Source organism: Pseudomonas sp. BAV 4579 (genome assembly GCF_009765395.1).
Taxonomy (GTDB): Bacteria; Pseudomonadota; Gammaproteobacteria; order Pseudomonadales; family Pseudomonadaceae; genus Chryseomonas; species Chryseomonas aestiva.
In genome coordinates this window covers 1-26,102 of record NZ_WHOV01000200.1, presented here as the reverse complement: position 1 = coordinate 26,102, position 26,102 = coordinate 1, and the positions used below count along the sequence as shown (strand labels likewise).

Genomic DNA, 26,102 nt, shown 5'->3' with positions numbered 1-26,102 from the left:
TATCCTCCAGGCCTCCGCCTAATCCCCCAGCGCCGCCCCCTCCCGCCGTGGGTCCGCACCACCCTGCCAGCCTGATCCGACTCGGCGAATGACCTGGATGCCACTGGTCATCTCGTCCTCGCGCACCTGATGCCCACGCTGCTCCAGCGCCTGGCGCAGGGCCGGGGTGGTCTCGCCGCGCTCCAGCTCGGTGGGGCCGTTGCGGCTGCCGAAATTCGGCAGCCCCGCCGCCGCCTGGGGATCCAGCTGCCAATCCAGGAGGCCGACCAGGGTCTTGACCACATAGCCGGCGATCTGTGAACCGCCCGGCGAGCCCAGCGCGGCCAGCAGCTCATTGCTCTGGCGATCGAAGACCAGAGTCGGCGACATGGTCGAGCGCGGCCGCTTGCCCGGCTCCACCCGATTGGCCACCGGCAGGCCCTTCTCCTGCGGCACGAAGGAAAAGTCCGTCAGCTGATTGTTGAGCATGAAGCCCTTCACCATCAGGTGGGAGCCGAAGTAGCTCTCCACCGTGGTGGTCATGGACAGGGCGCCGCCCCAGGCATCCGCGGCCACCACCTGGGAGGTAGAGATGCGCAGCGGCGAGCGATCCGGCGCCCAGGCCAGGGTCGGTCCGGGCGGAACACCGGGCGCCGCCTTGCCCATACTTCGCTCGCCGACCTGCTGGGCACGACTGGCCAGATAACCCGGGTCGAGCAGGCCCTTGACATTGACCGGCACCAGCTCCGGATCGGCCACGTACTGGGCGCGATCGGCATAGGCCAGGCGCTCGGCCTCGGCGATCAGATGCACGGCTTCGGGACGTGGCTCCCGGGCCGCCGGCAGCGCGGTCGGCACCGGCCGCAGCGGCGCCAGGGCCCAGGCCGGATCACGGGCCTCCAGGGCCTGGAGGATGCCCAGGGTCTGGGCCACGGTGATGCCACCGGCGGGCGGCGGCATGCCGCAGACACGCCAGCGCTGGTAGTCGGTGCACAGCGGCGTACGGGTCCTGGCGCGATAGCCGGCCAGGTCCTGGAGACTCAGGCTGCCGGGATTGGGGCTTTGCTGCACGGCCGTGGCGATGGCCTTGCCTAGGTCGCCACGATAGAGCGCTCCGGCGCCTTCCCGGGCGATCAGCGCCAGGGTATCGGCCAACTCGGGATTGCGCAGCCGGGTACCCACCGGCTTCACCTGGCCCTGGGCATCCAGGTACAGCGCAGCCATGCCGGGCGACTGCTTGAGGAAGGGATCATGCACCAGCTGGTTATGCAGTCGCGGCGACAATGGGAAACCTTCGCGGGCGAGGCGGATGGCTGGCTCGAACAGCACCTGCCAGGCCAGCTTGCCCTGGTCGCGATGCGCCAGCTCCAGCGCGCGCAAGACCCCGGGCACCCCAACCGAACGGCCGCCGATACGCGCCTCCTCGAAGGCCATGGGGCTGCCGTCCGCATGCAGGAAGAGCCTTTCCGTGGCCCCCGCCGGCGCGGTCTCGCGACCATCGTAAGCCTGGACCTTGCGACCGTCCCAGTAGAGCAGGAAGGCGCCGCCGCCGATCCCCGAGGATTGCGGCTCGACCAGGGTCAGGACCGCCTGCATGGCGATGGCGGCGTCGATGGCCGAGCCACCCTGGCGCAGGATCTCCCGCCCTGCCTCGGCGGCCAGGGGATTCGCCGCTGCCGCCATCTGCCGGGTGGCTGCGCTGGCCGTCAACCCAGGGCGGTAACCGGAACCGGCCTCGGGGGCCGTGGGCAAGGAGGTCTCGCGACTCTGGCTACAGGCCGCGAGCGTCAGGGACAGGAAGAGCGGCGTAAGGATCGACAGGGGGATTCGCAACGTGGGGCTCCTGGGCAACGGGGGCTTTCGCCCGCCAAGCCTAGCCCATCAGCTGCACCCATGCCGCCTGGCTGATCTCAGAGCGGCAGGTGACGATGCAGAAAGCCGCCGCAGAGCACATCCAGCCAGAGCAGCTGGTGCAGGGCGACGATGGCGAAGAACACCAGCCGAAAGCTCAGCTTGACCGTCTTGTGGCGGAATCGCTGCTGGGCGATCAGGGCGCCTGGCCAGCCGCCGAGCAATTCGCCCAGGTGCAGCATGCGCTCCGACACGCGCCAGCCCTTGTCGCGGGCGCGCTGCTTGTCGTGCCTGTAGAGCTGGTAGGTGACGATGCTCGCGATCAGATAGAGCGGCAACGGCCAGAGCACCCCGCGGCCGAAGGCCAGGGACAGCATGCCCACCAGGGGCAGGATGAAGACCGCGATCTGCAATAGCGCCAGCATGTCCTGGCGGGCGATGGCCGCGCGTTGCTGATAGGGCGTCAGCGACCCTGCCCGCTTGGCGGCCTTGGGGGAAGCGTTCTGCGTAGACGCACGAGCCGGCTTGCGCCGGCTCTGCTGTTCCTGCTCGGGCTTCACCCGGCCGCCTTGGCCGCGTGCCAGTCGATCCAGCCGAATTGCCAGGTGGCCAGGATCAGCAGTCCGAAGACGATGCGGTACCAGCCGAAGACCACATAGCTGTGGTTGCCGATGAATTTCAGCAGCGCCTTCACCGCCAGCATGGCGAAGATGAAGGAGGTGACGAAGCCGACCGCGAAGATCATCGCATCGCTGGGAACGAACATGTGGCGGTACTTGTAGACCGAGTAGACGGTCGCACCCACCATGGTCGGCATGGCCAGGAAGAAGGAGAACTCGGTGGCCGCCTTGCGCGACAGGCCGAACAGCAGGCCGCCGATGATGGTGGAACCGGAGCGCGAGGTGCCCGGAATCATCGCCAGGCACTGGGCGCAGCCGACCTTGAGGGCGTCATGCCAGCGCATGTCGTCCACCTCTTCCACACGGATGCGATGCTTGCGCTTTTCCGCCCAGATCATGATCACGCCGCCGATCACCAGGGCGAAGGCCACGGTGATGGGGTTGAACAGGTATTCGTGGATCAGATCACCGAGGATCACGCCCAGCACCGCAGCGGGCAGGAAGGCGACGATCAGATTGCCGGTGAAGCGCTGCGCATAGGACTTGCGCGGCAGGTCGGTGACGATCTCGAAGACCTTGAAGCGGTACTCCCAGACCACGGCCAGGATGGCCGCCAGCTGAATCACGATGTTGAAGGCAATGACGGTATCGCCGCGAAAGCCGATCAGATCCGCCACCACGATCTGGTGGCCGGTACTGGAAACCGGCAGAAACTCGGTGATGCCCTCGACGATCCCCAGAATCAGCGCCTGCAAGGCACTCCATAGGTCCATGGTATTACTCCATCCAAGTGAAACATTTGCAGGTAGCCGGAGCTGCAGGCTCCGGCGGCAACGGGGTTCGAACCGTCACGCTCCGCAGGGCGTGGCCCTTCGCGGTACCCAAGACAGCGTGTGCTGAAGTCAGCGCCCGGCACCTTACCAGAGCGAGACCGGTTGAAGAGACCGATAGACACCCATTAGGTGCCGTACAATGACGAATTCAATCTTTCCGGATGTGAAGCATGTCGTTTCTGGAGTCCCTCACTACCCTGCTGGGCATGTCGCCCGTGGAGCTGCTGGCCGCCGTTCTCGGGGTGATCGCCGTCTGGCTGACGGTTCGCCAGAACATCTGGGCCTGGCCCATCGGGCTGGTGATGGTGGTGCTCTACGCCTGGATCTTCCTGGACGTGAAGCTGTATTCCGACATGCTGCTGCAGTGCATCTATGCGGTGCTGCAGCTCTATGGCTGGTGGCAATGGCTGAGGGGTGGCCAGCAGCACCAGGGCCGGGTGGTCAGCTCGCTCGCGGCGAGGCCGTTGCTGGTCGGTCTTGGCGTCGGCGCCCTGGGTAGCCTTGCCCTCGGCTATCTCATGGGCACCCACACCGATGCCGCCCTGCCCTGGCTGGATGCGGCGCTCACCGGCTTCAGCCTGGTCGCCCAGTTCTGGATGGCGCAGAAGCGGCTGCAATGCTGGGTGCTGTGGTTCGTGCTGGACGTCATCTATGTGGGCCTCTTCTATTACAAGGGCCTCTACCCCACCGCGATCCTCTATGCGGTCTTTGTCGGTCTCGCCGCCTACGGCTGGCTGGACTGGCGCCGCACCCTGGCGACCGCACGATGAAGGTGGTGGTGCTGACCGGCCCCGAATCCAGTGGCAAATCCTGGCTGGCGACGATCCTGAGCGAGAGATTCGGCGGTGTCCGGGTCGATGAGTACGTTCGCGAATACTGCGCGGCGCACGGCACCGACACCAGCCTGGCGGATGTGGAGCTCATCGCCCGCGAGCAATTGCGTCGCGAAGACCAGGCGCGGGCCCGTGCGCCGGCCTTGCTGCTGCTGGACACCCATCTGCTGAGCAACCTGCTGTGGAGTCGCCTGCTGTTCGATGCGGCGCCCGCCTGGCTGGAGCCGGCGCTGTTGGCCCGGCGCTACGACCTGCACCTGCTGCTCGATCCGCGCGACGTCGCCTGGCAGGACGACGGCCAGCGCTGCCAGCCGGAGCTCGCCGAGCGCCTGGCATTCTTCGCTAACTGCCGGGACTGGCTGCGGACCCATGGCCAGCCGGTGCTGGAAATTGCCGGCGACTGGCCAGAGCGGCAACGCGCCGCGCTGGCTGCGGTGAGCCGCTTGCTGCACGAGTCCTGACCCGTCGGTAGAATGACGTCCTACACCGGAGAACGCCATGCACGACGACGATGCCTCTTTCGCTGACTTCACCCGCGGGATCCGTCCGCTCAGGCAGGATCGCGCCGACACCGGCAAGTCGCGCGCCGACCTGGGCCAGATCGCCCAGCGCCGGGCCGATGCGACCAGGACCTCGACCACGACCCGGGTGGATGGCCTGAGCGATGCCTTCGTCATCGATGTAGGCGCCGAAGACGAACTCTACTGGGGCCGCGATGGCGTCCAGGACACCCAGCTGAAGCGCCTCAAGAGCGGCCAGATCCCCTTCGAGGGCAGTCTGGACCTGCATGGCATGACCGTGGAAAGAGCCCGGGAGACCCTCTGGGACTTTCTCGCCGAGGCCACCCGCCTGGAAATCCGCTGCGTGCGCATCACCCATGGCAAGGCCGCGCGCCTGGATGGGCGCCGACCGCTGATCAAGAGTCACGTCAACACCTGGTTGCGCCAGCACGTCCAGGTGCTGGGCTTCACCTCCTGCCGGCCCCGCCACGGCGGGACCGGCTCGCTTTATGTCTTGCTCAAGCGCACCATGCTCGAAGGTCGCGACGAGTGACTCCGCGACTCGGGTGACGTCTCATCCGAGCGCCAACCTCCTTATCGACAAACAGGAACCCAAATGTCTCTCGAACAGCACTACTCCTCGATCCTGACCGGACTCGGCGAAGACATCGGCCGGGAGGGGCTGGTGGACACGCCCAAGCGCGCGGCCAAGGCCATGCAGTACCTCTGCCGTGGCTACACCCAGACGCTGGAAGAGGTGGTGGGCGAGGCGCTCTTCACCTCGGACAACAGCGAGATGGTGCTGGTCAAGAACATCGAGCTGTACTCGCTGTGCGAGCACCACATGCTGCCCTTCATCGGCAAGGCCCATGTCGCCTACATGCCCAAGGGCAAGGTGCTGGGGCTGTCCAAGGTGGCACGCATCGTCGACATGTTCGCCCGCCGACTGCAGATCCAGGAAAACATGACCCGGCAGATCGCCGAAGCCATCGAGAAGGTCACCGGTGCGGCCGGTGTCGCGGTGGTCATCGAGGCGCAGCACATGTGCATGATGATGCGTGGCGTGGAGAAGCAGAATTCCTCCATGGTCACCTCGGTGATGCTCGGCCAGTTCCGCGCCAGCGATGCCACTCGCGTCGAATTCCTCAGCCTGATCAATCGCTGAGTCGGCCGCGACGTCCGCCGGCCCGGAGGGTCGAAGCCTGGAATCTCCAGGAGACCTGCACGCCATGGCGGACGTCCACAGCCTTACCCTGTTCAGAGCCCAACCCGAGCGTTCCCAGGCGCTGGGCGCCCACCTGCTGGATCTGGCCGCGGTAGCGGTGCGCGACGAGGGGTGCCTGGATTATCGGGTATTCCAGGGTAGCGAGGACGTCGATATCTGGGTGGTCCAGGCCCGCTGGATCTCGCTCGCCGCCCAGGACGACCACTTCAACCAGCCTCATACCCTCGCCTTCCTCGACGAGCTGCCCAAGCTGGCGGACGAGGTGGATCTGTATCCGCTGGCGCCCAAAACGCCTACGGCTGAGCTTTGACGAGAGGCTGGCTGGGTTGCGATGAAGCGTAGATTGGGCCGAGACGGCTCCATCGTTGAAGCCCAACAGGACCGGCGCAAAGGTACTACCGTCGTAGGGTGGACAACGGCGCAGCCTTGTCCACGAACGGGCATTGGCATCAGGTGGAAAACGCTACGCGGTTTTCCACACTACGGGCTGGACGCAATCGCGGCCATGGGCCGCTCCTACCTTTGTTCGGTGTATTTGTAGGAGCGGCCCATGGCCGCGATAAACGAGAGCAAAGGCACAGCAGCGCGGACCGCGATGGTCGCGATCAACTGCAACTCAATATTCGGACAGCGCAAAGCTCGTCAGGGCGAAGGTGGGGATGCCGGCGGCTTGCAGGCGCTTGGAGCCGCCCAGTTCGGGCAGGTCGACGATGGCCGCGGCTTCGTGGACTTCGGCGCCCAGGCGGCGGATCAGGTTGCCGGCGGCGACGAGGGTCCCGCCGGTGGCGATGAGATCGTCGACCAGTAGCACCGAATCACCGGCACCGACGCTGTCCTTGTGTACCTCGATCACCGAATCGCCGTATTCGGTGCTGTAGACCTCGGTCAGCAGCTCTGCCGGCAGCTTGCCCTGCTTGCGGAACAGCACCAGCGGCTTGCCCAGTTCGTAGGCCAGGATCGGGCCAATGAGGAATCCGCGCGCATCCAGCGCCCCGACGTGGGTGAAGGCCGCCGAACGATAGCGCTCCAGCAGCTCCGCCATGACGGCGCGCAGCCCCTCGGGCGACTGGAACAGTGGCGTGATGTCCCGAAAGATCACCCCCGGCTTGGGAAAATCGGGCACGGCGCGGATGAGGGACTTCAGGGCGGATTCGGAAAAGGACATGGCAGAGACTCTCGGGCGCCGGGCGCCTGGTTGAACACGATTGCCCAGTATACCGGTGCCCGCCCGGCGAGGGCCAACCCGCCCTCCCTGCGAGCTGAATCGATTCATGTAGTGACTCGCGTTGACAGCTACCAACGAAGCGGACATCCTCGATCACGCGCAAACGTTTGCGCGACCACAAGAACCATAAGAATTCGGAGATTCCCTATGCTGGCCTTTCGCCCTGCCCGCCTGCTGGCGGCTATCGCTCTCGCCTCCGCTTCGCTGATCCTGCCGCTCACCGCCAGTCATGCCACGGCCGCCGAAAAGCCCAAGGTCGCGCTGGTCATGAAGTCCCTGGCCAACGAATTCTTCCTGACCATGGAAGACGGTGCCAAGACCTACCAGAAAGAGCATTCCGCCGACTTCGACCTGATCTCCAACGGGATCAAGGACGAGACCGACACCTCCAGCCAGATCCGTATCGTCGAGCAGATGATCGTGTCCAAGGTCGATGCCCTGGTCATCGCCCCGGCCGACTCCAAGGCGCTGATCCCGGTGCTGAAGAAGGCCAGCGACGCCGGCATCAAGGTGGTCAACATCGACAATCGCCTGGATCCCGAGGTGCTCAAGTCCAAGTCCCTGGACATTCCCTTCGTTGGCCCCGACAACCGCAAGGGCGCACGCCTGGTGGGCGAGTACCTGGCCAAGCAGCTCAAGCAGGGTGATCAGGTCGGCATCATCGAGGGCGTCTCCACCACCACCAACGCCCAGCAGCGCACCGCAGGCTTCAAGGACGCCATGGAAGCGGCCGGCATGAAGATCGTCGGCGTGCAGTCCGGCAACTGGGAAATCGACAAGGGCAACGCCGTCGCCGCGGCCATGCTCAACGAATACCCCGACCTGAAGGCCCTGCTGGCCGGCAACGACAGCATGGCGCTGGGTGCCGTCTCCGCCGTGCGGGCTGCGGGCAAGAAAGGTCAGGTGCAGATCGTCGGCTACGACAACATCAAGGCCATCCACCCGATGCTGAAAGACGGTCGCGTCCTCGCCACCGCCGACCAGTTCGCCGCCAAGCAGGCCGTGTTCGGTATCGACGCCGCGCTCAAGCTGGTCAAGGGCGAGCCCACCGGTGCCAAGGACGGTGTGATCGAAACGCCGGTCGAACTCGTCACCCAGCCCTGAGCCAAGGAGAGCCCCCATGTCGTCCGAGGTCATCCTCAGCGCCCGTGGCATCGGCAAGACCTATGCCCAGCCGGTACTCGGCGGCGTGGACCTGGAGTTGCGCGCCGGCCAGGTGCTGGCGCTCACCGGGGAAAACGGCGCCGGCAAGAGCACCCTGTCCAAGATCCTCTGTGGCCTGGTGCAACCCACCACCGGCGAGCTGAGCTTCCTCGGCCGACCCTATGCCCCGGGCAGCCGCCGTGAGGCGGAAGCCCAGGGGGTGCGGATGGTCATGCAGGAACTCAATCTGCTGCCCACCCTTACCGTGGCGGAAAATCTCTTTCTCGATCGCCTGCCCCGGCGACTGGGCTGGATCGACCGCCGCCAGTTGCGCGAGCAGGCGCGGCTGGCCATGGCCCAGGTCGGCCTGGAGGCCATAGATCCGGATACCCCCATCGCCGAACTGGGTGTCGGTCACCAGCAGATGGTGGAAATCGCCCGCAACCTGATCGGCGATTGCCGGGTGCTGATTCTCGACGAGCCGACCGCCATGCTCACCTCGCGCGAGGTGGATTTGCTGTTCGAGCAGATCGAGCGCCTGCGCGCCCGGGGCGTGGCCCTGGTCTACATCTCCCATCGCCTGGAAGAACTCAAGCGCATCGCCCAGCAACTGGTGGTGCTGCGCGATGGTCGGCTGGTGGCCGATGCGCCCATGGCCGAGTACGGCACCGACCAGATCGTCAGCCTCATGGTCGGCCGCGATCTCGGCGAGCACCTCGACATGGGCGAACGCCGCTTCGGCCCGCCCCTGCTGGAGGTCAAGGGTCTCACGCGCGCCGACAAGGTCCAGGATGTCTCCTTCAGCGTCCGCGCGGGCGAGATCTATGGTATCTCCGGCCTGATCGGTGCCGGACGGACCGAACTCCTGCGCCTGATCTTCGGCGCCGATCGCGCCGATTCCGGCACGGTGCACCTGGCCGGCAAGCCGGTCGACCTGGGTTCGCCGGCCAAGGTGGTGCGCCAGGGCATCGCCCTCATCACCGAGGATCGCAAGGGCGAAGGCCTGCTGCTCAGCCAGCCGATCAGCGCCAACATCGCCCTGGGCAACATGGCCAAGGTCGCGCGACAGGGCCTGGTCAGCGGCACACGCGAAGCGGCCCTGGCTGAGCGCCATATCAGGGGCATGCGCATCCGCTGCAACGACGGCACCCAGCCCGTGGGCGAACTCTCCGGTGGCAACCAGCAGAAGGTGGTGATCGGACGCTGGCTGGAACGCGATTGCCAGGTAATGCTGTTCGACGAACCCACGCGCGGCATCGACGTCGGCGCCAAGTTCGAGATCTATGGCCTGCTGGCCGAACTCACCCGCCAGGGCAAGGCCCTGGTCGTGGTCTCCAGCGACCTGCGCGAGCTGATGCTGATCTGCGATCGGATCGGCGTGATCTCCGCCGGCCGCCTGGAAGCCACCTTCGAACGCCATGACTGGGATCAGGAGCGGCTGCTGGCCGCCGCCTTCGCCGGCTATCGCTCCCGCGAAGCCCTGCTGGAAGAACCTGTCCCGCCGCAAACCCTTTCTCAGGAAGCCATTCGATGAGCAGTCTTCCCGTCACCTCTTCCCGGCGTGCCTTCGGCCTGGGCCTGGGCACCTACATCGGCCTGGCCGCCGCCCTGCTGGCCATGATCGTGCTGTTCTCGCTGATGAGCAGCCACTTTCTCTCCTACGCCACCTTCACCACCCTGGCCAACCAGATCCCCGATCTGATGGTGCTGGCGACCGGGATGACCTTCATCCTGATCATCGGCGGCATCGATCTCTCGGTGGGTTCGGTGGTCGCCCTGGCCGCCGCCGTGGTCAGCGTCGCCACCCTGGAATGGGGCTGGGGCATCCTGCCGGCAGCCGCCCTGGGCATGTTCTGCGCGGCCCTGACCGGCACCCTCACCGGCAGTGTGACCGTGGCCTGGCGCATCCCCTCCTTTATCGTCTCCCTCGGCGTGCTGGAAATGGCCCGGGGCGCCGCCTACCAGCTGACCAATTCGCGCACCGCCTATATCGGCGATGCCTATGCCTGGCTGTCCACGCCCTTCGCCTTCGGCATCTCGCCCTCCTTCATCATCGCCCTGCTGGTGATCGTGGTCGCGCAGCTGCTGCTGACCCGCTCGGTGCTCGGGCGCTACCTGATCGCCATCGGCACCAACGAGGAAGCGGTGCGCCTGGCCGGGATCAATCCCAAGCCCTACAAGGTCATCGTCTTCGCCCTCATGGGCCTGCTGGCGGGCCTGGCCGCACTGTTCCAGATCTCCCGCCTGGAGGCCGCCGATCCCAACGCCGGCGTGGGCCTGGAACTGCAGGTGATCGCCGCCGTGGTGATCGGTGGGACCAGCCTCATGGGCGGCCGCGGCTCGGTGATCAGCACCTTCTTTGGCGTGCTGATCATCTCGGTACTGGCCGCGGGCCTGGCCCAGATCGGCGCCAGCGAGCCGACCAAGCGCATCATCACCGGCGCGGTCATCGTGGTGGCCGTGATCCTCGACACCTATCGCAGCCAGCGCGCCAAGAGCAAGGGCTGATGGCGACCATCAAGGATGTCGCCGCCCGCGCCGGCATCTCCTACACCACCGTCTCCCATGTGGTGAACAACAGTCGCCCGGTCAGTCCGGGTGTCCGCAAAAAGGTCGAGGCGGCCATCGCCGAGCTGGGCTACGTGCCCAGCGGCGTGGCCCGCTCCCTGCGCAGTCGCGCCACCGGCACCTTCGGCGTGCTGGTGCCCAATGCGGTCAACCCCTACTTCGCCGAACTGGCGCGGGGGATCGAGGATCACTGCGAGCGCCAGGGCTACAGCGTCATCCTCTGCAATTCCGATGACGATGCCGACAAGCAGCTGCGCTATCTGCGGGTGCTCAAGGAGCGTCGCATCGACGGCCTGGTGGTCGCCACCGTGGACGGCGATCCGCGCTTTGCCCGCGCCCTCGCCGGCCTGCGCATCCCGCTGGTGCTGGCCGACCGGCCGCTGGACGGCGTCCAGGCCGCGCATATCCGCATCGATCACCACCAGGGCGGCCTGCTCGCCACCCGCCATCTGCTGGAGCTCGGCCATCGGCGGATCGCCTGCATCGGTGGCCCGGCCGACTCCCCCGTCGCCAGCGAGCGGATCACCGGCTACCAGGAGGCCCTGGCGGACGCCGGCATCGCGCCTGGCGCCATCCAGCGCTGTCCCTTCACCGCCGCCGCCGGTCATGCCGCGGCCCGCGAATTGCTGGCCTCGGGGAGGCGTCCGACCGCGATCTTCGCCGGCAACGACACCATCGCCCTGGGCGTGTTGCGCGCCGCCGCCGAGCTGGGCCTGAGCGTCCCCGGCCAGCTCTCGGTGGTGGGCTTCGACGACATCGAACTCAGCCGCTACCTCTATCCGGCTCTGACCACCATCGGCCAGTCGATCCGCCACCTTGGCGAGCGCGCCGCCCAGCTCCTGCTGGCGCGCCGCGAGACGGTCGGCAGCCCCTCCACCCACGACATCGCCGTACCCCGGCTGGTGCTGCGCGAATCCACCGCGGCGCCCTCTGCTCTGGAGACCTCCCATGCACCCTGACGTCGTCGTCATCGGCAGCCTGAACATGGACCTGGTGGTGCGCGCCCCGCGCCTGCCCAGGGGCGGCGAGACCCTCGCCGGCCATACCTTCACCACCGCACCCGGCGGCAAGGGCGCGAATCAGGCCGTCGCCGCGGCACGCCTGGGCGCCCGGGTCGCCATGATCGGTTGCGTCGGCGCCGATCCCTATGGCGATTTCCTCACCCGCAGCCTGGTGCAGGAAGGCATCGACTGCCAGGGTGTCTCGGTGGCGGCCGAGGTGCCCACCGGCATCGCGTCCATCCTGGTGGATGACCAGGGCCAGAACGCCATCGTCATCGTCGCCGGTGGCAACGGCGAACTGTCCGCCGCGCACCTGCAGGCGCAGGAGCAGGTGCTCGACCAGGCCAAGCTGGTGATCGCCCAGCTGGAGGTGCCGCTGGCCACGGTGGGCGACGCCCTCGCCCGCGCCCATGCGCTGGGCAAGACGGTGATCCTCAATCCGGCGCCGGCCAAGGGTCCGCTGCCGGCCGAGTGGTACGCCCATATCGACTATCTGGTGCCCAACGAAAGCGAAGCCGGCCTGCTGACCGGATTGCCGGTGGACACGCTGGAGCAGGCCGAAGCCGCCGCACGCCAGCTGGTCGCCGCCGGCGCCCGCCAGGTGCTGCTGACCCTGGGCGGCCAGGGCCTGCTGCAGGTCACCGCCGACAGCTGCCGCCACCACCCGGCCACACCGGTGAAGGCGGTGGACACCACCGCCGCCGGCGACACCTTCCTGGGTGGCTTCGCCGCCGGCCTGGCGGAAGGTCTGAGCGTGGACGCCGCCATCGCCCTCGGTCAGCGGGCCGCCGCCATCGCCGTCACCCGTCCGGGCGCCCAGCCGTCCATCCCCACCCGCCAGGAGCTCGCCCGGTGAAAAAGACCTCACTGCTCAACATCGCCCTGTCCCAGGCCGTCGCCAGTCTCGGTCACGGCGACCTGGTGGTCATCGGTGACGCCGGCATGCCGGTACCGCCGGGCACCCCGCTGGTCGATCTGGCCGTCACCCCGGGCGTGCCGGATTTCCTCAGTGTGCTGCAGGCGCTGCTCAGCGAGATGCAGGTGGAAAGCCATCTGCTCGCCGAGGAAACCCTCACCGCCCAGCCCCCGGCCCTGGGCGAACTGGAACGGCTGACCGCGGGCGGCGCCCTGGGCAGCCGCCGCCTGGTTTCCCATGACGAGATGAAGGCCCTGTGTCGCCAGGCACGGGTGCAGATCCGCACCGGCGAGTGCCAGCCCTACACCAACCTGATCTTGGTCGCCGGCGTCGCCTTCTAGTCGACGGCCCTGGCCAGCAGTCGCCGGGTCGCCAGCAGATCCAGCGGGCGGGCGAAGAAATAACCCTGGGCATGGCGGGCACCCATGTCCTTGAGCAGTTGCAACGCCTGGGCGTCCTCGACGCCCTCGGCGACCACATCCAGCCCCAGTGACTCGGCCATGCGTACGATGGCGCGAACGATGGCGACGCTGCGCGCGCTCTCGGCCAGACGCAGGACAAAGGACTTGTCGATCTTGAGGCCACGAAAGCGATATTCGTGGACGTAGCCCAGCGACGAGAAGCCCGCGCCGAAATCGTCCAGCACCACCGAGACGCCGTGGCGGTCCAGGGCCTCCATGGCCGCCTTGGCGCGTTCCGGCTCGGCGACCAGCGCCCCTTCGGTCAACTCCAGGCAGATCCGCGACGGCGCCACGCCATGCGCGGCGAGGATGCTCAGCACCTCGTCGGCGAATTCCGGCCGCACGATGCTGTAGCTGGAACAATTGACGTGCACCACCGGCCAGTGGGCCTGGGCCGGCTCGGCGAGGGTGGCGGCGATACGCGTCAGCATGTAGGTATCCAGGCGTCCAATCAGCCGCAGGCCTTCCAGCTCGGTCAGAAAGGCGCCCGGCGCCAGGACGCTGCCGTCCGGCTGACGCCAGCGGATCAGCGCCTCCAGCGCCGCCACGCGGCCGCTGGTGACGTCGATGATCGGCTGGAAGAAGGGCTCCAGTTCGTTGCCATTCTTCAGCGCCTTGCGCAGCGCGCCTTCGCGCACCACCTGATCGGACACCACCTGGCGCAATTCCTGGTTGAAGACCGCGAAGTTGTCGCGCCCGCCCTGCTTGACCCGGTACATGGCGGTATCGGCGTCGCGCAGCAGGTCGTCCGGCTGGCGATGCAGGCTGGGATCGGCCAGCACGATGCCGATGCTGCAGGAGGCGAACAGGCTGTGGTCGTCGATCACCAGCGGACGATCAAAGGCTTCGATGATGCGCTGGGCGATGGCTACCGGCGAGTCCAGGCCGCCACCGGGCACCAGGATGGCGAATTCATCGCCGCCCAGGCGTGCCAGCAGGTCGGTCTCGCGCAGGCAGCTCGACAATCGCTCACCGGCGGCCACCAGAAGGAGGTCGCCGAAGGGATGGCCGAACTGGTCGTTGATGCGCTTGAATCTGTCCAGGTCGAGAAACATCACCGCCAGACCGGTCCCGTCGCGCTCCAGCGCGGCCCAGAGCTCGCCCAGGCGGTGCTGGAAGAAGCTGCGATTGGGCAATCGGGTCAGGGCATCGTGATTGTTCTCGTACAGCAGTCGGGCGTTGGCGGCGTCCAGCGCCCGGGTGCGCTCCTGCACCCTGACCTCCAGGGCCTGGCGCGACTGCTGGATGGCTTCCGCAGCGCTGCGCCGGGACAGCGCGGTATCGATATGGCGCGAGACGAAAGTGAGCAACTCCTGGTCGCGCCGGCTATAGTAGACGTCTTCGCGATAGCTCTGTACCGCCAGCACGCCGCGGACGTGCTTGCCGTCGTAGAGCGGGATACCCAGCCAGGAGCAGGCTTCCGGGGTGCCCTCGACCGGGGTGATCTCGCCCTGCTCGATCAGCAACCGGGCCTTGTGCCGATCGATGATGCAGGGTCGCCGTTGGCGGATGGTGTACTCGGTATAGCCGCGGGTGCCGCGGCGGGCGACGGGTGCGCTGGTTCGTCGTTCATCGGCGAAATAGGGGAAGCTCACCTCCCCCGAGGCATCGTCGTAGAGGGCGATATAGAAGTTGTGGGCATAGAGCAGCTCACCCACGACGCGGTGCAGACCGCCCAGCAGGTCCGGCATGTCAGTACTGGCGCTGGACAGCTCGGCAATGCGAAACAGCGCCGCCTGCAGCTGCTCGGCGCGTTCGCGCTCGGCGATCTGCTCGCGCAGCCGGGCATTTACCTCCGACAGCTCCTGGGTGCGCTGGCCCACGGTGGCTTCCAGGGATTCGCGCCGGAGGATGCGATCCAGGGCCATGGCCACGTCGCGGGCGATCACCTGGAACAGCGCCTGGTCCTCGGGGCCGTAGCGGCGCTCGCGATCGTAGACCTGTAGGCTGAGCACGCCGAAGGTGCGATCGGCGCCGTCCTTGAGCGGGATGCCCATCCAGAACTCGGGGACCGAGCCCTGGCAATAGTAGGGCCCTGACACCTGCGCCGCTTCGATGGTTTCCTTGGGCAGCAGCAGCGGCTCACCGTGCATGAGCACATAGGCCGTCAGACTCGGCTGATCCCTATCCAGCGGCTCGAAGGAACCGGGCTCCGGCGGACTCTCGTCGCGCTGGTCGAAATAATAGGGATAGTGGATCTGGTCCGAGTCGGCGTCCTGCAGCGCCAGGAAGAAATTCTCGGCATCGATCAGCGAGACCAGCAGCTCGTGGGTACGCTGCATGAACAGCTGGCGATCCAGCGTCGAACTGGCCAGGTAGGTGATGTCGTAGAGCACCTGCTGGATCGCCTGGGCCCGCTGCAGCTGCAGACGCTGCAGGACGAAGCCGAATCTCAGGGCCAGCGCGGCGAAATCGGTGTGGTCATCGGGGCGGGCGAGCAACCAGCCCAGCGGGGTCGGGCCACTGCCGGTCGGATAGCAGCCGAGCCCGGCCTGGGCCGACAGCTGCGCCAGTTGCTCGTCGTCGAGCAACTCCGGCCAGGCACTGGGGCCATTGCCGGTGGCCATGCACGACCAGTTACCACGGCGCTGGTACCAGGCCCAGTCGGCATCGGCAGCGGCCGCCTGCAGTTGCGCGATGATCTGCTCAATCTCCAGCCCCGGCGCATTCGGATCCGGCCAGCGTGCCTCCGGCGGCCTGGCCGGGCGTGCGCCCGGCGACTGTTCCTCAGGCCCTTTCATGCTGACTCCTTCCCGTGCATTCCCCGAATCCTGACACAGATGCCCCGGGCTTCGGCAAGTATGGAATGAACGGCTTCCCTAGGGGCGCGAACGGCAAAGATATGACTAAAGGCCCGGATTGACTAGGACAAGAGTTGTACAGCCACGGGGCCTCTGTCCAACAACCCGACCTGCCAGACAACACGCTGCCGCTGGGCTTGTAAAACAAAGCGCACGGGGCTTTCCCATCGATCCGAAAGGCTGTCGCGACGCGAATCTCTCGCTAAGCCAGGACCACTAATAACCAGACAGAACGCAATCTGACGGGGCCTTCCAAGCCGTTGGCGTCCCTCTCCACGAGCAGGAGTTTTCCATGACCGCCTCCAAGCAGGACAACCTCATCGACTGGCTGCGCGATGCCCATGCCATGGAGGAACAGGCCGAGAAGATGCTCTCCGCTCAGTCCGCCCGGCTGGAGCACTACCCGCGACTGCGCCAGCGCATTGAGCAGCACATCAGGGAAACCCAGGAGCAGCGCCAGCTCATCGAGGGCTGCCTGAGCCGTCATGGCAGCAGCGCCTCGACCCTCAAGGACATGGGCGGCAAGTTGCTGGCGCTGGGCCAGGCCCTTGGCGGCGCGCCCATGAGCGATGAGGTCATCAAGGGCGCCATCGCCGGCTATGTCTTCGAGAACATCGAGATTGCCACCTACACCACGCTGATCGCGGCGGCTGCGGAGATCGGCGACAGCGAAACGCAGCAGGCCTGCGAACACATCCTCGAACAGGAGAAGGCCATGGCGGCCTGGTTGCTGGAAGACCTGCCCGCCACCACCCGTGCCTTCCTCGAACGCTCCGCCGATCCCGATCTGACCGCGAAGCGCTGAACCGCCCGAGTTATACCGTGACTAACTCCTGGAGGTTACATGTTCGTCCATAACAAGCGACTGCAATACACCGTGCGCGTGTCCGAGCCCAATCCCGGCCTGGCCAACCTGATGCTGGAGCAATTCGGCGGCCCCCAAGGCGAACTCGCCGCCGCCATGCGCTACTTCACCCAGGCGATAGCCGAGCTCGACCCGGGCCGCAAGGACATGCTGTTCGACATCGCCACCGAAGAACTCAGCCACCTGGAAATCATCGGCTCGATGATCGCCATGCTGAACAAGGGCGCCAAGGGTGACCTGGCGGAAAAGACCCAGGACGAAGCGGACCTGTACCGCTCTCTGACCGGTGCCGGCAACGACTCCCACCTCACCCAGATTCTCTATGGTGGTGGTCCGGCCCTGACCAATTCGGCTGGCGTTCCCTGGACCGCGGCCTACATCGACACCATCGGTGAACCGACCATCGACCTCAGGTCCAACATCGCCGCCGAGGCCCGGGCCAAGATCGTCTACGAGCGCCTGATCAACGTCACCGACGATGCCGGCATCAAGGACACCCTGAGCTTTCTGATGACCCGCGAGATCGCGCACCAGAAGTCCTTCGAAAACGCCCTGCATTCCATCCAGCCCAACTTCCCCCAGGGCAAGGTACCGCCTCGCCCCGAATTCGCCAGCGTCTACTACAACCTGTCGCAAGGCGAAGGCGATATGCGTGGCCCCTGGAATCAGGGTCAGGACTGGGAGTTCGTCGAACAGCCCGGACCGGCCGTGGACGGCGGCGACGGCCTGGCCAGCGTCAAGCTGCCACCGATGCAGGCCAAGGCGATCGAACAGCTCGCCACCCGCACGCTGTCAGACCCGGACGCCGCGCCGGTGACAGGTGCCGACCTGGGCGCCGGCCTGGCCAGGCAACTCGACAAGAACCGTCTGGAAGAGTGATGCCACGGTGACGGCGTCCGCCGGGCGTCGTCACCCTCCCCCGGCCGGACGACCTTTCGTCGGCCAGCTCCTCTCGCTCTCGACCTCGCCAGAACCTGGCCATTTGCCATCGGTCCTACTGCCGTCATCGTAGTAGGGAAAGCCCTGATGGAAGATTATCTCCTGGCGTTCGCCATGGTCGCTCTGACCGCCCTGTTCATAGGTCTCACTACCGTCGGTCTGGTGGAATTCACCTGATGGCGCTTTGCCGTCTTTCGCGCTGAACATTCGTCCGGCGGCGCAGTCTGCCGCTGTGCATTGATGCCACCACGTTGTACCGCCGTAGTCAGGGACGCCACCATGAACCGCCACCTTTACGCCTTTGCCCTCGTTGCCGCCACCGTCTGCAGCGCACCCGCCTTCGCCATGGATCAGAATGCCCTGCAATTCGAGCAGGCCAGCATGATTGCCTTCAAGAGCTGCGCGAACAAGGCGGTGATCGCCGGCACCCGCATCGGCGACACCGCGCGCTTCTCCGATACCGACACCTGCGTCGTCCAGGCGCTGTCGCAGATCGAACCGGCCTATCAGCTAGCCCTCACCTCGTTGCAGAACAACGGCACCGCCCGCCGCTGTCTGCAGACCTACTACAGCAACTGGCTGACGCTGATGAAATCCCTGCCGGAGCTGCAGTCCAAGCCGCCGTCCTCGGTGCTGCTGACCGCCAATGGTGGCGAGCGCCGCCTCAACCAGTACTGGCAATTTGTGGTCAGCGCCCGCTGATCACGCCCGGGCGTCCCGCGGGGAGCCTTGGCTCCCCGCTCGCGTTTCAGCCGATGGCGACATGCCCCGGCTGCGCCGCCACCCGCGCCAGCCAGGCCTGGATGGCCGGATAGTCGTCCAGTCCGAAGCCGCCTTCGTGGGCGACATGGGTATAGGCGTAGAGCGCGATGTCGGCGATCGAGTACTGCTCCCCGACCAGGAAGGGCGTGCGTTGCAGCTGCTGCTCCATCACCCGCAAGGCCTTGTAGCCACGCACCCGGCAGACCTCGTACTCCTCCAGGCGCTCCGCCGGCAGCCCCTGGTAGAGCCGGATGAAGCGCGCCACGGCCACATAGGGCTCGTGACTGTACTGCTCGAAGAATTGCCACTGCAGCACCTGGGTCCGCAGGCGCGGCTCGCTAGCAAGGAAGCGCGTGCCATCGGCGAGGAAGTTGAGGATGGCGTTGGACTCCCACAGGCAGGTGCCGTCTTCCAGCTCCAGCACCGGAATCTTGCCGCTGGGATTCTTCGCCAGGAAGGCTGCGCTCCGGGTCTCGCCGGCGAGGATATCGACCTCGTGCCAGCGATACTCCAGGCCGAGCAGGTGCAGCATCAGCACCACCTTGTAGCAGTTGCCGGAACGACGATCGCCATAGACCTGATACATCTCACAGCTCCTTGTCATGGGGGGTGGCTTGCCGGATCACGCTGGCCAGGCGCGCAAGGCCCGTGTCCAGCCGCTCGGGCAGCACATGGCTGAAATTGAGCCGCAGCAGACCGCGGTGACGCTCCGGCTCGGCGAAGAACGGCTCGCCCGGCATGAAGGCCACATCCTGCGCCAGGGCGGCGTCCAGCAGCGTACGCGTATCCAGGGGCGTTTTCAGCCGCAACCAGAAGAACAGACCGCCCTGCGGAATCTGCCAATCGGCGATATCGCCGAAATATCGCGTCAGCGCCAGAGCGAAGCCATCGCGGCGCTCACGGTAGAAGGCCCGCACCTCCTCCAGGTGCTGGGCGTAGCGCTCGCTGCCCAGCCATTGCAGTACCTGCCACTGGCTCATGCGGCAGGTATGCAGATCGGCGGCCTGCTTGAGCACGCGCAGGGGCTTGAGCAGGTCGGGCGAGGCGATCAGGTAGCCCACGCGCAGGCCGGGCAGCAGCGTCTTGGACAGGCTGCCGGTATGGATCCAGGCACTGCGTCGGAGCTGGGCGCATAGCGGTCGCGCCGGCGCGCCGTCGTAGCTGAGCTCCCGATAGGGCTCGTCCTCGACCAGGGTCACGCCGTATTCGTCCAGCAGGGCCGCCACCGCCGCTCGGTTGGCTGCGGAATAGCGCACCCCGGAAGGATTCTGGAAGGTCGGGATCAGATAGGCGAAGGCCGGGCGTTGCTCTTCCAGGCGCAGGCGCAAGGCCTCCAGGTTCAGCCCCTCCGGGGTCAGGCTGACCTCCAGACAATCCGCGCCAAAGAACTGGAAGCTCTGCAGCGCCGCCAGGTAGGTGGGGCCTTCCACCAGCACCGGCGTGCCGACGTCGAGATAGAGCTTGGCGATCAGATCCAGGGCCTGCTGCGAACCCGTGGTCACCAGCACCTGGTCCGCCGTGCAGTCTAGACCATAGCCGCGGGCCTGGGCGGCGATGGCCTCGCGCAGGGCCGGCTCGCCCTCGCTCATGCCGTACTGACCCAGGCCGGCCGGCATCGGGCTCCAGTCCACCGCCGGCAAACAGCGCTCGGCGGGCAGGCCGCCGGCGAAGGACATCACCTCCGGGCGCTGCGCCGCCGCCAGGATGTCGCGGATCAGGCTGCTCTTGAGTCGGCTTACCCGTTCGGAAAATGCCATCTGCCCTCCTGTGGCCCGTGGCCGGCTAATGAGTCAAACTACTTGACCGACCCTAATGCACTCCGAAAAGACAAGTCAATATGCTTGACCTAAATCAGACCTCCCAGCAGCGCCTGGTCATGGAGACCTTCTTCTTCGGCTATCAGGCGTTCACCGCCAAGGCCGACGACATGCTGGCGCGGCGCGGCCTGAGCCGGGTCCACCAGCGCATCCTGTTCTTCATCGCCCGCGAACCGGGCCTGAGCAACAAGGCGCTGCTGGAGGTGCTCAACGTCAGCAAGCAGGCCCTGAACATTCCGCTGCGGCAGTTGCTGGAGATGCAACTAGTGACCATGGAGACGGACGCAGCGGACAAGCGCAAGCGACGGCTGTCCCTGACCCGCGGCGGCGCCGCGCTGGAGCAGACCCTGAGACGCGAGCAGATGCGCCTGGTGCAGGCCGCCCTGGCCACGGCCGGAGCGGACGCCGCCGAAGGCTGGCTGGCCTTCAACCAGGCCCTGGCCGGCCGCCAGGAGAGCGAAACCGACAGCCAGGACAGTTCGACCCCTTCGGTCGACTCCTGAAAACTGTACCGCTGGTTCGCGGCCTCGGTGTATGGATACCAGTCCGAGCGGCCTGGCTAAGCTGGCGCAAAGCCCAGGGATGCCCGTCATGACCGTCGAACTGCTCTCCGCCTTCATGCTCTTCGCCTTCGTCTCCTCCGCCACGCCCGGCCCCAACAACATGATGCTGCTGGCGTCAGGGGTTAATTTCGGCTTTCGGCGGACCCTGCCGCACATGTTCGGCATCAGCCTGGGCCACATGCTGCTGGTCATCTGCACCGGTCTTGGCCTGGGTCAGCTGTTCGTGCTTTATCCACCGATGCAGCTCGCCTTGCGGGCCATCGGCGGCGGCTATCTGCTGTATCTGGCCTGGAAGCTGGCCACCGCCTCCGCCCCGACGCCGCGGGAGTCGGGCAGCGGCAAGCCCTTCGGCTTCTTCCAGGCCGCGGCCTTCCAGTGGGTGAATCCCAAGGCCTGGGTGATGGCCATCGGCGCGGTCACCGCCTATATTCCGGCGGAGAACTTCACCGCCAACCTGCTGCTGGTCGCCCTGCTCTTCGCCCTGATCAACCTGCCCAGTGTCAGCCTCTGGACGCTGTTCGGCATGGGCCTGCGGCGTCTGCTCAGCAGCCCGGCACGGCTGCGGCTGTTCAACTGGAGCATGGCGCTGCTGCTGGTGCTGTCCCTCTACCCCATCCTGTTCGGCCATCACTGAGGTCTTTCGATGCACGCGGCTCCACAACGCCTTGCCCCGCTGGCCGATACCTCCCCCGCCGCCGTGGTCGCCGGCTTCGTCGCCATGCTGGTGGGCTACACCAGCTCCCTGGTGCTGATGTTCCAGGCGGGCCAGAATGCCGGTCTGAGCAGCGGGCAGATCTCCTCCTGGATCTGGGCGCTGTCCATCGGCATGGCCCTGACCACCATCGGCCTGTCGCTCAAATACCGCACTCCCATCGTCATCGCCTGGTCGACCCCCGGCGCTGCGCTGCTGGTCACCAGCCTGCCGTCGGTACCCTACAGCGACGCCATCGGCGCCTTTGTCATCTGCGCCGCACTGCTCGCCCTCTGCGGCCTTACCGGCAGCGTCGACCGCCTGCTGCGCCGGGTCCCGCCGGCGCTGGCCGCCGCCCTGCTGGCCGGCATCCTCTTTCGCATCGGCATCGAGATCTGCGCCGCGGCCCAGCACCAGACCGCACTGGTCCTGGGCATGGCCCTGGCCTACCTGGTGGCCAAGCGGCTGTGGCCGCGCTACTGCGTACTGGTCGCCCTGGTGGTCGGCCTGCTGCTGGCCGCCGGGCTGGGGTTGCTGGACTTCCACAGTCTGCGGCTGGAGTTGGCGGTGCCGGTGTGGACCACCCCGACCTTTTCCCTGGCGGCCACCATCGGCATCGCCATCCCGCTGTTCGTGGTGGCCATGGCCTCGCAGAACATGCCGGGTATCGCCGTGCTGCGTACCGATGGCTATGCGGTTCCGGCTTCGCCGCTGATCGCCACCACCGGCCTCGCCTCGCTGCTGCTGGCGCCCTTCGGCTCCCATGGCATCAACCTGGCGGCCATCAGCGCGGCGATCTGCACCGGTCCCCAGGCCCATGAGGACGCCAGCAAGCGCTACACGGCGGCGGTCTGGTGCGGACTCTTCTACGGTATCGCCGGGCTGTTCGGCGCCACCCTGGCGGCGCTGTTCGCCTCCCTGCCAGGCGAGCTGGTGATCTCGGTGGCTGCCCTGGCGCTGCTCGGCTCCATCATGAACGGCCTGCACGGCGCCCTGGCCGACCCTGGCCAGCGCGAGCCGGCGCTGATCACCTTCCTGGTCACCGCCTCGGGCCTGACCCTGGCCGGGATCGGCTCGGCCTTCTGGGGCCTGGTCGCCGGCCTTTTGGCCAGTTTGCTACTCACCGCACGCCGCGGTTAGAACCCGCGCCCCTCCTGACGGGTCGGAACTGGATCCTTCCCGTCAGGAGAACACCATGTCCCGTACCAATCGCCAGTTCCTGCTCGCCAAGCGCCCGTCCGGCGAACCCACCGCCGACACCTTCGAGCGCGTCGAGCAGCCGATCGGCGAACCCGGCGCCGGTCAGGTGCTGATCAAGAATCTCTATCTCTCCCTCGACCCGGCCATGCGCGGCTGGATGAACGAGGGCAAGTCCTACATCAAGCCCATCGGCCTCGGCGAAGTCATTCGTGCCCTGGGCGTGGGCGAGGTGGTGGCATCCAACCACCCGGACTTCAAGGTCGGCGACACGATCAACGGCATGCTCGGCATCCAGGATTACTACCTGGGCGAGCCCCAGGGCTTCTACAAGGTGGATCCCAGCAAGGCCAGCCTGCCCCAGTATCTCTCGGTACTCGGCATGACCGGCCTGACCGCCTACTTCGGCCTGCTGGAAGTCGGCGAGCCCAAGGCCGGCCAGACCATCGTGGTTTCCGGCGCTGCCGGCGCGGTCGGCAGCATGGTCGGCCAGATCGGCAAGCTCAAGGCCTGCCATGTGGTGGGTATCGCCGGTGGCGCGGAAAAATGCCGCTATCTGATCGAGGAACTGGGTTTCGACGCCGCCATCGACTACAAGGCCGAAGCGGACCTGGCGGCCGCCCTGCACCGTGAATGCCCCAACGGTATCGACGTCTATTTCGACAACGTCGGCGGCCCGACCCTGGACGCGGTGCTGGCGCAGATCAACTTCCGCGCACGGGTAGTGCTCTGCGGCGCCATCAGCCAATACAACAGTGACAAGGTGCAGGGCCCGCAGAACTACCTGGCGCTGCTCAGCAATCGCGCGCGCATGGAAGGCTTCATCGTGCTGGACCACGCCGCGCGCTACGCCGAGGCCCAGAAGCAGTTGGCGATCTGGCTGGCTGACGGTCAGCTCAAATCCCGCGAGCACGTGGTGGAAGGCCTGGATACCTTCCCCGAGACCCTGATGAAGCTGTTCTCCGGCGAGAACTTCGGCAAGCTGGTGCTCAAGGTATAGGTCGCGCGTCGGAAAGTCGTCACCAGCGGGCCGCAATGGCGGCCCGCCCGGGCTTCAGGCGTCAAGTTACAGACGGCCAATCGCCATCATTACGCTACGTTATTGATTTCATTGCCACTAAGAGACTGGCACGCTTCTCGCTGTAGGGGGACTATCCGCCAAGGAGAACAGGCATGGTCCCGCCCTCGTCCAACACCATCAATCTCGATCGCGCTCGCCAGCAGCGCAACGCCAACCTCGCTGCCCCCGCCCGCGACAGCGATCCGGCGGTGCTGGGCGCCCTGCGCCAGCGCCTGCTCGGCGTCCTGCAGACCTCGCTGGATCTCGAACGGGTCCTGCAACTCTTCCGGCAGGAGGTGGATACGCTGGTGGACCTGCCCGGCGTCACCTACCGCAATGCCGCGGAAGGCGTGGCCATCGGCCTGGGCGAGGAAAAGGGTCATCAGGTGCACTATCACCTGAGCCAGGGAGATCTGCGCCTGGGCGATCTGACCTTCTACCGTCAGGAGCGCTTCCAGGACAGTGAACTCGGCGCGCTTGAATACCTGCTCGGCAGCCTGCTGTTTCCCTTGCGCAATGCCCTGCTCTATCGCGAGGCCCAGAACAACGCCCTGCGCGATGCCCTGACCGGTGTCGGCAATCGCAGCGCCCTGGATCGTGCCCTGGTACGGGAACTGGAACTGGCCCGACGGACCCAGCAGCCGCTGTCGCTGCTGATGCTGGATCTGGACCATTTCAAGCGTATCAACGACAGGTTCGGCCACAGCGTCGGCGACGACGTGCTGCGCCAGACCGCCCGCACCCTCGGCAATAGCCTGAGAAGCATGGACATGGTCTTTCGCTTTGGCGGCGAGGAATTCTGTGTACTGCTATCGGCTACCGGCCATGAGGCGGCGCATATCGTGGCGGAACGCCTGAGAGCGGCGGTGGAAGCCCAGTCGGAGACGGCCGGCGCCATCCCGTTGCCAGTCACCCTGAGCCTGGGTCTGGCGACCCTGCGCGACGTAGAGTCACCGCGTTGTCTGCTGCTGCGCGCGGATCGAGCCCTCTATCAGGCCAAGGCCGAAGGCCGCAATCGATTCTGCAGCCTGGCCTGAGGGTCGCCTGGGGCCAGGCGACCGCTCTGCTTAGCGGCGACCGCCCTTGCCGGTACCGCCGCCACTCGGACCACGACGCGGTGCGATACCCGGCGAGGTACGGCCCTTGTTGACCGGCTTGCGGCCCATTTCGCTGGGACGCTCGGCCACGGCCGACCCCTGGGGCTTGCTGGCCTTGCCCGTCTTGTTGAGCTTGTTGCGCGAACCCCGACCGGCATCGATCGGCCGCGCGGTCTTGCGCTGCTGACGTTCGAGCTTTTCCTTGGTCTTGCCGCCCATGGCCGGCAGTGCCACCGGCGGCAAGCCGACTTCGCCCGCGAGGATGTCGATCTCCCCCTGGGTCATCTCGCGCCAGCGGCCGACCGGCAGATCGCTGGTCATGAACACCGGACCGAAACGTACGCGCTTCAGACGGCTCACCACCAGGCCCTGGGACTCCCACAGCCGACGGACTTCGCGGTTGCGACCTTCCATCACCACGCAATGGAACCAGTGGTTGAAGCCGTCGCCTTCCGGCGCCTGCTGGACGTCAGTGAAGCGCGCCGGGCCGTCTTCGAGGATCACCCCGTTCTTCAGGCGCAGCAGCATCTCTTCGGTCACCTCGCCCCGTACCCGTACCGCGTACTCGCGATCCATCTGGTAGGACGGGTGCATCAGCCGGTTGGCCAGTTCGCCATCGGTGGTGAACAGCAGCAGGCCGGTGGTGTTGATGTCCAGGCGACCGACATTGATCCAGCGGCCCTGCTTGGGCTTGGGCAGGCGGTCGAAGACGGTGGGTCGGCCCTCGGGATCGTCACGGGTGCAGATCTCGCCTTCGGGCTTGTTGTAGATCAGCACGCGCCGTACCACTTCCTCGGCCTGGTCGCGCTTGAGCAGACGTCCGTCTACCGCGATGGCGTCCTTGGGCATGACCCTCAGACCCAGGGGCGCGACCACGCCGTTGACCTTGATACGGCCTTCGCCGATCCAGGCTTCGACGTCACGCCGCGAGCCGACGCCCAGGCGCGACAGCACCTTCTGCAGCTTTTCGCCAGCCGGCGCGGGTGGGATTTCGTCGAGGGATTCGTTTTGGGGATTCTTGTCGAGGGTCATCAGGCACCTCCCGGTGTAGTGGACGACAAAGGCGCCGCGGAACGGGCGCCAGGAAAAAGACAGGGGCGCATGATAGCGCCCCTGCTCGCGCCAGCCTAGCGAGTGTGGTGTCTCAGAAGTTGA

The 26,102-nt window shown here is 66.5% G+C and carries 27 protein-coding genes; 19 read left to right on the top strand and 8 right to left on the bottom strand.

Annotation, left to right across the window (positions count from 1 at the left end):
• Positions 1-18: 18 nt before the first annotated feature.
• From GSQ95_RS24865 to GSQ95_RS24855, 3 genes are all read right to left on the bottom strand, one after another.
• Positions 19-1,812 carry a gamma-glutamyltransferase family protein gene (locus GSQ95_RS24865; RefSeq protein ID WP_158896725.1) on the bottom strand — a complete coding sequence of 598 codons (1,794 nt, stop codon included), beginning with the start codon at positions 1,810-1,812 and terminating at the stop codon, positions 19-21.
• A gap of 77 nt (positions 1,813-1,889) precedes the next feature.
• Positions 1,890-2,390, bottom strand: a complete 501-nt coding sequence (locus GSQ95_RS24860) for a DUF1294 domain-containing protein (protein WP_158896726.1) — start codon at positions 2,388-2,390, stop codon at positions 1,890-1,892.
• The gene (locus GSQ95_RS24855; RefSeq protein WP_158896727.1) at positions 2,387-3,223 is read right to left on the bottom strand and encodes an undecaprenyl-diphosphate phosphatase; all 837 of its coding nucleotides are present in this window, start codon (positions 3,221-3,223) and stop codon (positions 2,387-2,389) included. The genes GSQ95_RS24860 and GSQ95_RS24855 overlap by 4 nt, the downstream gene beginning before the upstream one ends.
• 266 nt (positions 3,224-3,489) lie before the next feature.
• Between GSQ95_RS24855 and pnuC the strand changes: the two genes are divergently transcribed.
• The 5 genes from pnuC to GSQ95_RS24830 all read left to right on the top strand — a co-directional run bounded on the left by pnuC (position 3,490) and on the right by GSQ95_RS24830 (position 6,151).
• Positions 3,490-4,053, top strand: coding sequence for a nicotinamide riboside transporter PnuC (pnuC, locus tag GSQ95_RS24850; protein ID WP_158896737.1), 564 nt, complete (start codon positions 3,490-3,492; stop codon positions 4,051-4,053).
• Positions 4,050-4,577, top strand: coding sequence for an AAA family ATPase (locus tag GSQ95_RS24845; protein WP_158896728.1), 528 nt, complete (start codon positions 4,050-4,052; stop codon positions 4,575-4,577). Before pnuC ends, GSQ95_RS24845 begins: the two co-directional genes overlap by 4 nt.
• Positions 4,578-4,614: 37 nt before the next feature.
• Positions 4,615-5,169: a Smr/MutS family protein gene (locus tag GSQ95_RS24840; protein ID WP_158896729.1), complete on the top strand. Its 555-nt coding sequence runs from the start codon at positions 4,615-4,617 to the stop codon at positions 5,167-5,169.
• Positions 5,170-5,232: 63 nt separating this feature from the next.
• Positions 5,233-5,781 (top strand): GTP cyclohydrolase I FolE, encoded by a 549-nt coding sequence (gene folE / locus GSQ95_RS24835; protein WP_158896730.1) that lies wholly within the window; start codon positions 5,233-5,235, stop codon positions 5,779-5,781.
• Positions 5,782-5,845: 64 nt separating this feature from the next.
• Positions 5,846-6,151: a putative quinol monooxygenase gene (locus GSQ95_RS24830; protein WP_158896731.1), complete on the top strand. Its 306-nt coding sequence runs from the start codon at positions 5,846-5,848 to the stop codon at positions 6,149-6,151.
• Between the two features lie 306 nt (positions 6,152-6,457).
• Here GSQ95_RS24830 and GSQ95_RS24825 read toward each other — a convergent pair whose 3' ends face one another.
• Positions 6,458-7,006 carry an adenine phosphoribosyltransferase gene (locus GSQ95_RS24825; protein ID WP_158896732.1) on the bottom strand — a complete coding sequence of 183 codons (549 nt, stop codon included), beginning with the start codon at positions 7,004-7,006 and terminating at the stop codon, positions 6,458-6,460.
• 207 nt (positions 7,007-7,213) lie between these two features.
• Between GSQ95_RS24825 and GSQ95_RS24820 the strand changes: the two genes are divergently transcribed.
• Genes GSQ95_RS24820 through rbsD form a run of 6 tightly spaced genes read left to right on the top strand, consistent with a single transcriptional unit; the run spans position 7,214 to position 13,035 of the window.
• Positions 7,214-8,170, top strand: coding sequence for a sugar ABC transporter substrate-binding protein (locus tag GSQ95_RS24820; RefSeq protein ID WP_158896733.1), 957 nt, complete (start codon positions 7,214-7,216; stop codon positions 8,168-8,170).
• A 16-nt stretch (positions 8,171-8,186) separates the two neighbouring features.
• Positions 8,187-9,743 (top strand): sugar ABC transporter ATP-binding protein, encoded by a 1,557-nt coding sequence (locus GSQ95_RS24815; RefSeq protein ID WP_158896734.1) that lies wholly within the window; start codon positions 8,187-8,189, stop codon positions 9,741-9,743.
• A complete protein-coding gene (locus GSQ95_RS24810) occupies positions 9,740-10,717 on the top strand; it encodes an ABC transporter permease (RefSeq protein WP_158896735.1) in 978 nt (325 codons plus the stop codon). Before GSQ95_RS24815 ends, GSQ95_RS24810 begins: the two co-directional genes overlap by 4 nt.
• Positions 10,717-11,736 carry a LacI family DNA-binding transcriptional regulator gene (locus tag GSQ95_RS24805; protein ID WP_158973978.1) on the top strand — a complete coding sequence of 340 codons (1,020 nt, stop codon included), beginning with the start codon at positions 10,717-10,719 and terminating at the stop codon, positions 11,734-11,736. The genes GSQ95_RS24810 and GSQ95_RS24805 overlap by 1 nt, the downstream gene beginning before the upstream one ends.
• Positions 11,726-12,634, top strand: coding sequence for a ribokinase (gene rbsK / locus GSQ95_RS24800; RefSeq protein WP_158973976.1), 909 nt, complete (start codon positions 11,726-11,728; stop codon positions 12,632-12,634). The genes GSQ95_RS24805 and rbsK overlap by 11 nt, the downstream gene beginning before the upstream one ends.
• On the top strand, positions 12,631-13,035 hold the full coding sequence (rbsD, locus tag GSQ95_RS24795; RefSeq protein ID WP_158896665.1) for a D-ribose pyranase: 405 nt from the start codon (positions 12,631-12,633) through the stop codon (positions 13,033-13,035). Before rbsK ends, rbsD begins: the two co-directional genes overlap by 4 nt.
• On the opposite strand, the gene GSQ95_RS24790 is transcribed toward rbsD, so the two are convergent.
• Complete coding sequence (locus GSQ95_RS24790) at positions 13,032-15,896, bottom strand: EAL domain-containing protein (RefSeq protein ID WP_256664711.1); 2,865 nt, start codon at positions 15,894-15,896, stop codon at positions 13,032-13,034. The two genes, rbsD and GSQ95_RS24790, sit on opposite strands and share 4 nt — an antisense overlap.
• A gap of 352 nt (positions 15,897-16,248) precedes the next feature.
• Here GSQ95_RS24790 and GSQ95_RS24785 point away from each other — a divergent pair, with 352 nt between their 5' ends.
• The 3 genes from GSQ95_RS24785 to GSQ95_RS24775 all read left to right on the top strand — a co-directional run bounded on the left by GSQ95_RS24785 (position 16,249) and on the right by GSQ95_RS24775 (position 18,462).
• Entirely contained in the window at positions 16,249-16,761 is a 513-nt protein-coding gene (locus GSQ95_RS24785; RefSeq protein ID WP_158896664.1) for a ferritin-like domain-containing protein, read from the top strand.
• Positions 16,762-16,800: 39 nt separating this feature from the next.
• Positions 16,801-17,700 (top strand): manganese catalase family protein, encoded by a 900-nt coding sequence (locus GSQ95_RS24780; protein ID WP_158896663.1) that lies wholly within the window; start codon positions 16,801-16,803, stop codon positions 17,698-17,700.
• A gap of 339 nt (positions 17,701-18,039) precedes the next feature.
• Positions 18,040-18,462: a hypothetical protein gene (locus tag GSQ95_RS24775; protein ID WP_256664710.1), complete on the top strand. Its 423-nt coding sequence runs from the start codon at positions 18,040-18,042 to the stop codon at positions 18,460-18,462.
• 46 nt (positions 18,463-18,508) lie between these two features.
• Here GSQ95_RS24775 and GSQ95_RS24770 read toward each other — a convergent pair whose 3' ends face one another.
• Complete coding sequence (locus GSQ95_RS24770) at positions 18,509-19,108, bottom strand: glutathione S-transferase family protein (protein ID WP_158896662.1); 600 nt, start codon at positions 19,106-19,108, stop codon at positions 18,509-18,511.
• A gap of 1 nt (position 19,109) precedes the next feature.
• Positions 19,110-20,279 carry a PLP-dependent aminotransferase family protein gene (locus tag GSQ95_RS24765; RefSeq protein ID WP_158896661.1) on the bottom strand — a complete coding sequence of 390 codons (1,170 nt, stop codon included), beginning with the start codon at positions 20,277-20,279 and terminating at the stop codon, positions 19,110-19,112.
• An 80-nt stretch (positions 20,280-20,359) separates the two neighbouring features.
• On the opposite strand from GSQ95_RS24765, the gene GSQ95_RS24760 reads away from it, so the two are divergent.
• The 5 genes from GSQ95_RS24760 (at position 20,360) to GSQ95_RS24740 (ending at position 24,887) form a co-directional block, all read left to right on the top strand.
• Positions 20,360-20,842: a MarR family winged helix-turn-helix transcriptional regulator gene (locus GSQ95_RS24760; RefSeq protein WP_158896660.1), complete on the top strand. Its 483-nt coding sequence runs from the start codon at positions 20,360-20,362 to the stop codon at positions 20,840-20,842.
• Between the two features lie 88 nt (positions 20,843-20,930).
• Complete coding sequence (locus tag GSQ95_RS24755; RefSeq protein WP_158896659.1) at positions 20,931-21,536, top strand: LysE family translocator; 606 nt, start codon at positions 20,931-20,933, stop codon at positions 21,534-21,536.
• Between the two features lie 9 nt (positions 21,537-21,545).
• Positions 21,546-22,733 (top strand): benzoate/H(+) symporter BenE family transporter, encoded by a 1,188-nt coding sequence (locus tag GSQ95_RS24750; protein WP_158896658.1) that lies wholly within the window; start codon positions 21,546-21,548, stop codon positions 22,731-22,733.
• 55 nt (positions 22,734-22,788) lie between these two features.
• Positions 22,789-23,790, top strand: coding sequence for an NADP-dependent oxidoreductase (locus GSQ95_RS24745; protein ID WP_158896657.1), 1,002 nt, complete (start codon positions 22,789-22,791; stop codon positions 23,788-23,790).
• A 173-nt stretch (positions 23,791-23,963) separates the two neighbouring features.
• A complete protein-coding gene (locus tag GSQ95_RS24740) occupies positions 23,964-24,887 on the top strand; it encodes a GGDEF domain-containing protein (RefSeq protein WP_158896656.1) in 924 nt (307 codons plus the stop codon).
• A gap of 30 nt (positions 24,888-24,917) precedes the next feature.
• Here the strand turns inward: GSQ95_RS24740 and rluB are convergent, their stop codons facing one another.
• Complete coding sequence (rluB, locus tag GSQ95_RS24735; protein WP_158896655.1) at positions 24,918-25,979, bottom strand: 23S rRNA pseudouridine(2605) synthase RluB; 1,062 nt, start codon at positions 25,977-25,979, stop codon at positions 24,918-24,920.
• Positions 25,980-26,102: the final 123 nt, after the last annotated feature.